The 8,201-nt window shown below is 44.5% G+C and carries 7 protein-coding genes and 1 tRNA gene; 6 read left to right on the top strand and 2 right to left on the bottom strand.

The window, feature by feature from the left end; genetic code table 11:
• Positions 1 to 227: 227 nt before the first annotated feature.
• Positions 228 to 947, bottom strand: coding sequence for a 3-deoxy-manno-octulosonate cytidylyltransferase (locus tag P8P30_11005; protein MDG1288068.1), 720 nt, complete (start codon positions 945 to 947; stop codon positions 228 to 230).
• Positions 948 to 1,150: 203 nt separating this feature from the next.
• Between P8P30_11005 and P8P30_11000 the strand changes: the two genes are divergently transcribed.
• From P8P30_11000 to P8P30_10975, 6 genes are all read left to right on the top strand, one after another.
• The gene (locus P8P30_11000; GenBank protein ID MDG1288067.1) at positions 1,151 to 1,657 is read left to right on the top strand and encodes a cytochrome c family protein; all 507 of its coding nucleotides are present in this window, start codon (positions 1,151 to 1,153) and stop codon (positions 1,655 to 1,657) included.
• Positions 1,657 to 2,580, top strand: coding sequence for an ABC transporter ATP-binding protein (locus P8P30_10995; protein ID MDG1288066.1), 924 nt, complete (start codon positions 1,657 to 1,659; stop codon positions 2,578 to 2,580). Before P8P30_11000 ends, P8P30_10995 begins: the two co-directional genes overlap by 1 nt.
• Before the next feature lie 46 nt (positions 2,581 to 2,626).
• Positions 2,627 to 2,702 (top strand) — tRNA-Thr (locus P8P30_10990).
• A gap of 301 nt (positions 2,703 to 3,003) precedes the next feature.
• Positions 3,004 to 3,672, top strand: a complete 669-nt coding sequence (locus tag P8P30_10985; GenBank protein ID MDG1288065.1) for a hypothetical protein — start codon at positions 3,004 to 3,006, stop codon at positions 3,670 to 3,672.
• A gap of 1 nt (position 3,673) precedes the next feature.
• Positions 3,674 to 5,059 (top strand): hypothetical protein, encoded by a 1,386-nt coding sequence (locus P8P30_10980; protein MDG1288064.1) that lies wholly within the window; start codon positions 3,674 to 3,676, stop codon positions 5,057 to 5,059.
• A complete protein-coding gene (locus P8P30_10975) occupies positions 5,007 to 7,676 on the top strand; it encodes a hypothetical protein (GenBank protein MDG1288063.1) in 2,670 nt (889 codons plus the stop codon). Before P8P30_10980 ends, P8P30_10975 begins: the two co-directional genes overlap by 53 nt.
• A gap of 422 nt (positions 7,677 to 8,098) precedes the next feature.
• On the opposite strand, the gene P8P30_10970 is transcribed toward P8P30_10975, so the two are convergent.
• Positions 8,099 to 8,201 (bottom strand): IS1595 family transposase (locus P8P30_10970; GenBank protein ID MDG1288062.1); only part of this gene is annotated, 103 nt, incomplete at its 5' end.

The following is an 8,201-nucleotide window of genomic DNA, read 5'->3' as shown; positions in this document are numbered from 1 at the left end:
GAACCCGCAATGAAATATTTTATCAACTCTAACTGCTTATTTCTCGATAACTTACAATGCTTTATATACATCAATAACTCCTAACAATTTAAATGTTAGGTGTCAGCCCCAAATCTAATGATAAAACAAGTTTTAAGAAATAATAAAAAGAGTTTTAAGATAGACCATTGAACCCCTAAATTGTAACTTATTGATCGCTTAAATGCACGTGACAGTTCTGTGACAATTTACGCTAGAAGCGCGCGGGCTTGTTCTAATTGCTGCGGAGTATCAACACCAAGTGGCACCGTATTGACCACACTCACGCCCATTTTCATGCCGGCTTCTAGCGCGCGTAGCTGCTCCAACTTCTCACGCTTCTCCAAGGGCGAAGGCGCCATCGCGACGAACCTTTCTAACGCGGCGCAGCGATAGGCATAAATACCAATATGATGATAATGCGTCCCCTCGCCTGCCGGAATCAAGTTCCGCGAGAAATATAAAGCCTGCCCGCCCTGGGCGATCACGACTTTCACGACAGCGGGGTTCACACGTTCTTCATCGGTATGGACCTGCGCCGCTAACGTAGCGATATCGCAATGCGCATCGGAGATAAGTGGCTCGAGCACAGATGCAATGACAGAAGGATCAAGCGTCGGCATATCACCTTGTAGATTGACGATAATATCATGCTCGCCTGCTGCATCTACTTGAGTAAGTGCCGCGTAAATACGATCGGAACCCGAGGGCAGGTCAGGATCCGTCAACACCGCCTCGCCCCCCTCTTTGGCTATAGCCTCTGCGATTTCGGCACTATCACAAGCCACAACCACCCGCGCCAACTTCGACTCCTGTGCACGACGGTAGCATTGCACGATCATCGGCACACCGGCAATATCGGCCATCGGCTTGTTCGGTAAACGCGTTGAGGCCATGCGGGCGGGAATAAGGATAATAGGGTTAGTCATTTTACAAAATTCCTCGATATTTCGGATAGGCTGACAAGATCAGCCCGCCAGCTTTCTGGCGAAGTATGTGCGACGTTTGGGCACCTCTAACATTTATGCCAATAAATGATAGAGTAAAAGAAACGATTGGGTTCATGTTGGTGGTTGCATCCTTAAGTTGGCGTAGGTATAAGAAGCCATAAATTACGGAGAATTGCAAACTCATGGAAATGAATAAAATTGCTGCGTCTATTCTTTTGGCAGGCATCATCGCAATGGTGGCGGGTTTCGTCACTGATTTAATGTATCACCCTGTAACCGATCTTGAAAAGCGCGGTTACAGTATCGAAGTCGTTGAAACGGCAGGCGCTGGCACGGTTGCTGCCGATGCGGCACCGGTTGATATCCACCCCTTCCTCGCCGCAGCTGACCTAGAAGCCGGTAAAGTCTTCAGCAAAAAATGTACCGCATGCCATAGTTTCGATGCAGGCGGCGCACATAAGGTTGGCCCGGCACTTTACGGCGTCTTTAACCGTGATATCGCCTCATCCGCTGGCTATGCCTATTCCGATGCGCTGCAAGCTGTTCCCGGAAAATGGACCGCGCAAAACGTCTCTGAGTTCCTCACTAAGCCGAAGAAATTCGCTAAAGGCACCAAGATGGTTTATGCGGGCATCAAAAAACCAGAACAACGTGCTAATCTGATTGCTTATCTCCAAAGCTTGAAATAATGGCTCACGCCGCCGTCGAAATCTCGAACCTGCAAAAAACCTATGCCGGTGACAAACGCAGTGAACCGAAGCAGGCCCTTAAGGGGATTGATTTAACCATACCTCAAGGCTCATTCTTTGGGTTACTTGGCCCCAATGGTGCCGGAAAATCCACGCTCATCAATATTATGGCCGGATTGGTCAATAAAACCTCCGGTCAGGTCAAAATTGGTGGCTACGATGTTGATAAAGACATGCGCAATAGCCGCCTTTCCATCGGCGTAGTGCCGCAAGAGCTGGTCATTGACACCTTCTTCACCGTCCGTGAAGCGCTAGAAATTCATGCTGGCTATTACGGTGTGCCTAAGGCTATGCGCCGCACTCAGGAAATTATCGATGCCATGGGGCTTTCCGATAAAGCCGATATCAATACCCGCCGCCTATCGGGCGGAATGAAACGCCGCGTGTTGATCGGCAAAGCGCTCGTACATAATCCGCCCGTGCTCATCCTCGACGAGCCCACCGCAGGCGTCGATGTCGAACTACGTGAAAGCCTGTGGAAATATATTCGTGAGCTAAATGCTGCTGGCACGACCATCTTGCTCACCACTCACTATCTAGAAGAAGCTGAACAACTTTGCGATCAAATTGCCGTCATCAATCACGGTGAAATCGTCGCGCATGACAGTACGGAGAATCTACTTAAGCAGTTAGATTCCAAGCAACTCGTCATCGAGCTCCAAAAACCGCTAAAAAAACTCCCTGAGGGCTTAGAAGGCTTCTGCGCCAAATTACTCGATGGCAAGCTCGTTATCGATTACCGCCCAAGTGAAACTAGCTTTAGCGAAATTTTTGCGTCCTTGGGCGCCGCAAACATCAAAATTCGCGACTTAACCACCCACGAAGCCGACCTTGAAGATATTTTTAAACAATTAACTGCATAAACCCTCTTGCCAAATGAAAAATCCTCTACTAAAAGACTCCTCGTGTGCCGGCTTAGCTCATTTGGTAGAGCAGTTGATTTGTAATCATCAGGTGGCCAGTTCGATCCCGGCAGCCGGCACCATATTTTTCAGTAACTTAGAAAATATAGCACACAACACCGTTAACCACGGTGCCCTTTTGGTGCCGTTCTCAACAGAAAAACCACCCCTCACCTCCATTTACAATAAAGAAGGTATGTTCTCCTTATATTTTCAGTAACTTGCACCGAGCACTACATACAAAAATTAATAAGATGAGTCACAAATGGCAACTTAAAGTTAAAAACTTAACTTACCTTATTGCAACTTCTGATTTAGCTGATAGTGTTGCAAAAATAACAAAAAGTGCACGATTAACAGGACACAAATAATAAGAAGGTAAGAATGAAAAAACTAATTTTGGTGTTATTCAGCGCTATATTGACTTTGCCATTTGTGGCGAAGGCAGATGAATGGATTGATTTGATTCAAGTGCATTGTGTCGAAGATATGAACTTGTTTTATGCAAAGCCTATAAGAATCTACTACGATTGGCCGCATGATAAAGAGGATCGCGCTGATCTCAAAGAAAAATTACTACAAGAAGATTTACTCCTGTTACCTGGGGAGTTTGATTATTCCTGCAAACTCAAAAAAGCGACCTATCGTATTGTGGGAGCGATGCCTCCATTTCGTGCAAAGGGGCAATGCGGCTCAGCTCCTCGAGCTCGCGTAACATTATACGAAAATGATGATATGTTGCTAGATAACGTATTTTTCTCACCGTATTGCCATTCTACAGACGAAGACAACTTCGCTTACATAGAAGAAATTAATATTGGTCTCTCAAAACACAAAAGTGGCGGGTATTTTTTCGCAAAATACAAAAAAAATCTAAACGATGGGGGCCGTAATTTAAATCTTCATTGGGGGCGAAATGAAGACCGTACCTTAGACCAACAATTCTTAAAGTGTATAGCAGAAAGCTCGCTAAGTATACAAGGCTCTCGTGCAGAAATTCCGGCTTGTAGAGAACAGAGTAAAACAATCAATTCTCGTAAATTAGGAGATTAACATGACTATTACTTACAATACGCTATCAACTGCTGCATACAACACTGCTCGATATGACTTCATTAAGAATATGGAAGAGAGTGGTAATGTTAGCCTAACCGTTTATGAGGACTCTGTTGGCATCCCGACAATCGGTATAGGTTTAAATTTACAAGACTCATCGAATCGTAGCGCTGTAGTTGAAGAAATTTCAGGTTTAACCGGTGCGGCACTTACTGCCCTAGAAGCGGATATTACCAGTATTATCAACACTTATTCATCAGGCAATTTAACAGCCCTCCAAAACGATCTTAATCAGTCTTTAATAAGCAATGGTGTCAACAAAAACTTTGCTTTTATTAATGAGGGAGAAGTAACAAGCGTATTTAATGAAATCATTACAGCCTATGAATCCGGTTTGGATAACAACTTTTCAGTAGCAGTGCCCCTATCATCTGAGCGAGTAACATTATTATCCTTACAGTATAATAGCCCTTCTTTAATTGGCCCTAATTTAGAAGATGCAATCAACAATGGAGAACGTGCTGAAGCATGGTATGAAATCAGATACGACTCTAACGGTGGCAATAGTGCCTCGCAAGGCATAGCAAATCGTCGTTTTGCAGAATCTGAAACTTTTCAGCTTTATGACGATGAGTCTAATGTCTCGGTTAACGATGCTATACAAGCGCTGCAAATGTATACAGAGCATAAACCTGATATTCTCACTTATGAAATCAGTTACTCAATTCCGGCTAATGGAACACATAATGGCGTTTCAGGAATAGAGAGTATTCAGGGTGAATTAGAAGCTGCAAAAACAACCTTAATTTCACATTACGACTTACCTGCAAACACCTCTTTTGACTTTCTAATTGATTATATTCCGGAAGGAAGTGGTGATCAGGAAGGCACAGAAGATATCGTAGGTGATAACCAAAATAACGTCATTATTGCAGGTGCAGGAAACGATACGATTGAAGGCGGCTTAGGGGCTGATATTCTACTCGGGGAAAGTGGCACGGATACTTTCATCTTTGATAGTTCCACCAGTTTCGGGCAGGACACTATCATCGATAATGGAGGGAATATCCGGATAGATGGTATGAACCTATCGGGGACTCTCACACCGACCACTGACCCAGATATCTGGCAGATGGTGCATGAGGGGAAGATGGTCTATGCGCAGAAGGTTGGCGGTGATTTGGTGTTAGCGGTCAATGATGCGGATCCGGCGACGGCGAGCGATAAGATTACCTTGCAAGATTTCAATTTTCTTGAAGGGAGTTATGGGTTGGAATTTGGGGAAGTTCCTAATCCGACGAGCTGGTCGGAGGGGACGACGACTGCCGTGAGTGGAACTCGTTTTAGTGTTGGGTTGGCTGATGGTAACGATGCAGCATTATGAGTCGGATGGTGATGCGATAGGAAGTAGCACCGTACTGGCAGCTCCAAGCTTTGTTGCCTCAGTTGAACTGCTAAGTAACGGCGAGATTGCCATTCAATCTATCAATTCGGTGAAAAGCTTCTTAAGTGATGGGAGCGCTGGTTCGATCAACACATCATTACCCGCTGCCAATGGCTTTAGAGGAGATATATCTGCTACCAGTGACGGAGGCTTTTGGCATAACTTTAGAATTGGGAATGATCATTATGTTCAGCGCTACGATGCAGATGGAACTCCGCAACTATCCAACAATGTAGAAGTTTTAGAGTGGAACACTAATTCAGCAACGGTTAAAGAAATCACCTCTTTGAATGATGGTGGAATTGCTGTTGCAATGAGCACGTCATCTGGCGGAGTGCAAAATCAATTTATAAAAAGTTATGATGCGTTAGGAAATGAAACAGGAACTTTATTCAATTCATCAGGTTCAACTACTTGGGACAGTATTAACGATATGGTCACGCGTTCAGATGGCTCTGTGGTGGTCGCATATACTAAATTTAGCAATGGTTCAGGTACTTCATCGGATAATTTCAAAGGCTTTTATGTAGATGTACTAGGCGATGGGAATTCGGCTAAACAAATCTTAGGTGCAGGCAATGGTAATCATAATGGAAGCTATCTTGATATTGAGGCACTCGCAGGTAATAAAGTGGCCATTTCTTGGAATCGTGAAGATGGGCATGAAGAAAATGATCCGTTCTTTGGTGATACATTTGTAACTGATAGCACAACGACAAATCTCAAAGTTTTGACAGGAGCTACGAGCCTCAAAACTATTGATACTATTACAGATGGTTTTGCCGCGACTCGATTGGCAACGACCCTAGATGGCGATATTATTTTAGACTATTATAGCGCAGGGCATAAACTCACTGCTTATGAGAGTAATGTGAAGTTAAACTCTGTGGCTGATAACGTTCAAGAAGGCACTGCCGCCGCAGAATCTATCGTAAGTACTTCGCAAGCGGATCTCATCGCTGCGGGTGCCGGTGATGATACAATTGATGGCGGCGAGGGAAATGACTTTATTATTGGTGGTGATGGCTCTGACAGTATTGTCTTTAATGGTAATTACGGCGAAGACACAGTTTCTGGTGGTGAATCTATCATGATTGATGGGGTGGTGTTTGATGGGAGCCAATCTGGCTTTACGCTCAGTCTTGGTAGTTTGCATATTGAAGATGGAAATGGCAATAGCATCTATCTAGCTGACTGGGAACAAAATGGCGACTATGGCATTACTATTCCCAACCAAACCCTAAACGGAACCCTCACAGGCACCTATAGTGAGTCCGTTATTACGAGTTTAGATCTCGGCACACACCAATTCCTCGATTGGAATAATGACGGACAAATGGATATTATTAGTCAATATGGTGTGAGTGGTAATGACCTCGTTTGGATTAATGGTAAGGATATGGTCTCTGCTGTGATTGCCGCCAATACTGATTTTGGAGATTACGAAATAGCTGATTGGGATGGTGATGGGCAGTTGGATATTATTGCCAATGCATCGACTGGTGGATTCGGTTGGTACGATGCAGGCGATGTAAATAGTTACACACAAATCAGCTATAACAGCCTTAGTGAATTTGAAGTAGGCGATATCAATGGCGATGGCAGTTTAGAAATCGTCAGCGATGGTGGAGCCTATGGTGGTGGCGCAGCTATTACTGGTGGCGTTTGGTATAATTCTGCTGGTAGCTTGGCTCGTCTGACTTACAATACACTTGGTGATTTTGAACTTGCCGATACGGATGCAGATGGCTCCGATAATGTGATCTCTAATGAAGGAACTTATGGCTCCGGTGTTGGTATTGGTGGTGTCGTCACTTACGATGCTGCTGGTATCATGACTCGCCATGCTTATGTGAATGAACCTGATTTCCAAATTGGACAATTTGATGCAGATGCAAGTCTTGAACTGGTGAGTAATGAAGGCACCTATACAGGCGGCGCGAATGTCGTTGGCACCGTGCTGATGGAAGGCGCAGGAGTTTTGACTCGCGTAACTTACAACGATTTGGGCGAGCATATCACTCTGGATATCGATGGTGATGGCGTGGATGAAATCGTTTCAGCACAAGCTTTCTATCAGAATGGCAACCCCGATAGCGGTATTAAAATTTACGAAGCCAACGGTACTGCTATCCGCTTTAGCTATGATGATGCTACGTCATTACAAACCACCGATTGGGATGGTGACGGTATTGATGATCTCATTGCCACAGGAGCTGATTTTGGCAGCAGCTACACCCTATTCACCGCAAATGGCGCCGATGATACGCTAATAGGTGGTACCGGTAATGACACCCTAATAGGTGGTCGCGGCGATGATGAACTCACCGGTGGTGCAGGTGATGATACGTTCCAATTTATTGCCGATTTCGACGCTGACACCATCACTGACTTCCAAGCCAGCGCTGACATCTTAAGCTTCACCAATGTAGAAGGCATCAACACTGCACAAGACGTGCTAAGTGCTCTATCCATAAAGACCCCCGCAAAGCTAAGAGGTGCATGGTATTTGGGCGAACCTTGGACATTCCCACACCATCCGGCCAAAACCGAATAGGTATAAGGAAGCTGTTGCGTGCCGAACCATGTTTAGCCGCTTTGCGTATATGGGGGTTAGCGGTCCCCGCACACGGGACTGACCGTGCGTAGGGTGATAGAAACATATTTCGTGGAATGGCGCAACCAAGGGCTCAATATTTCAGTGATTTGCAGAAAAAACTGCGCAACAGAATGAAGCATCCAGCTTAAATCACAATTGTCACAAAACTGTAACAAGCTATTTAGAAGTCTTCCAGCTATACTCTAAGTCTTCTTTTCACTCTCTTTTGTGTATCGCATGATAAATACATGCCCCGCCTAATTATATCTCCTTTTGAGATATTTGAGTGATTATTTTCAACTCTTAAAACCCCAAATTGCAGCAAAATATTTATTTTTCTGATGCTGTTTATACAATATAATTAATTTTGGGGCTGACACCTAATAATATTCTTTGAGCAACTTTTTCAGGTCTGCCAGTAAGTCACTTGGTGTGCCCATATTAAACCTCCACTCACATTCTTTCAAGAACAGATTAAAATGC

The sequence above is a fragment of the Rickettsiales bacterium genome, from assembly GCA_029252805.1.
Classification (GTDB): domain Bacteria; phylum Pseudomonadota; class Alphaproteobacteria; order Rickettsiales; family JALZUV01; genus JALZUV01.
The sequence above is the reverse complement of the archived record's forward strand: the minus strand, read 5'-3'. Positions and strand labels throughout refer to the sequence as shown.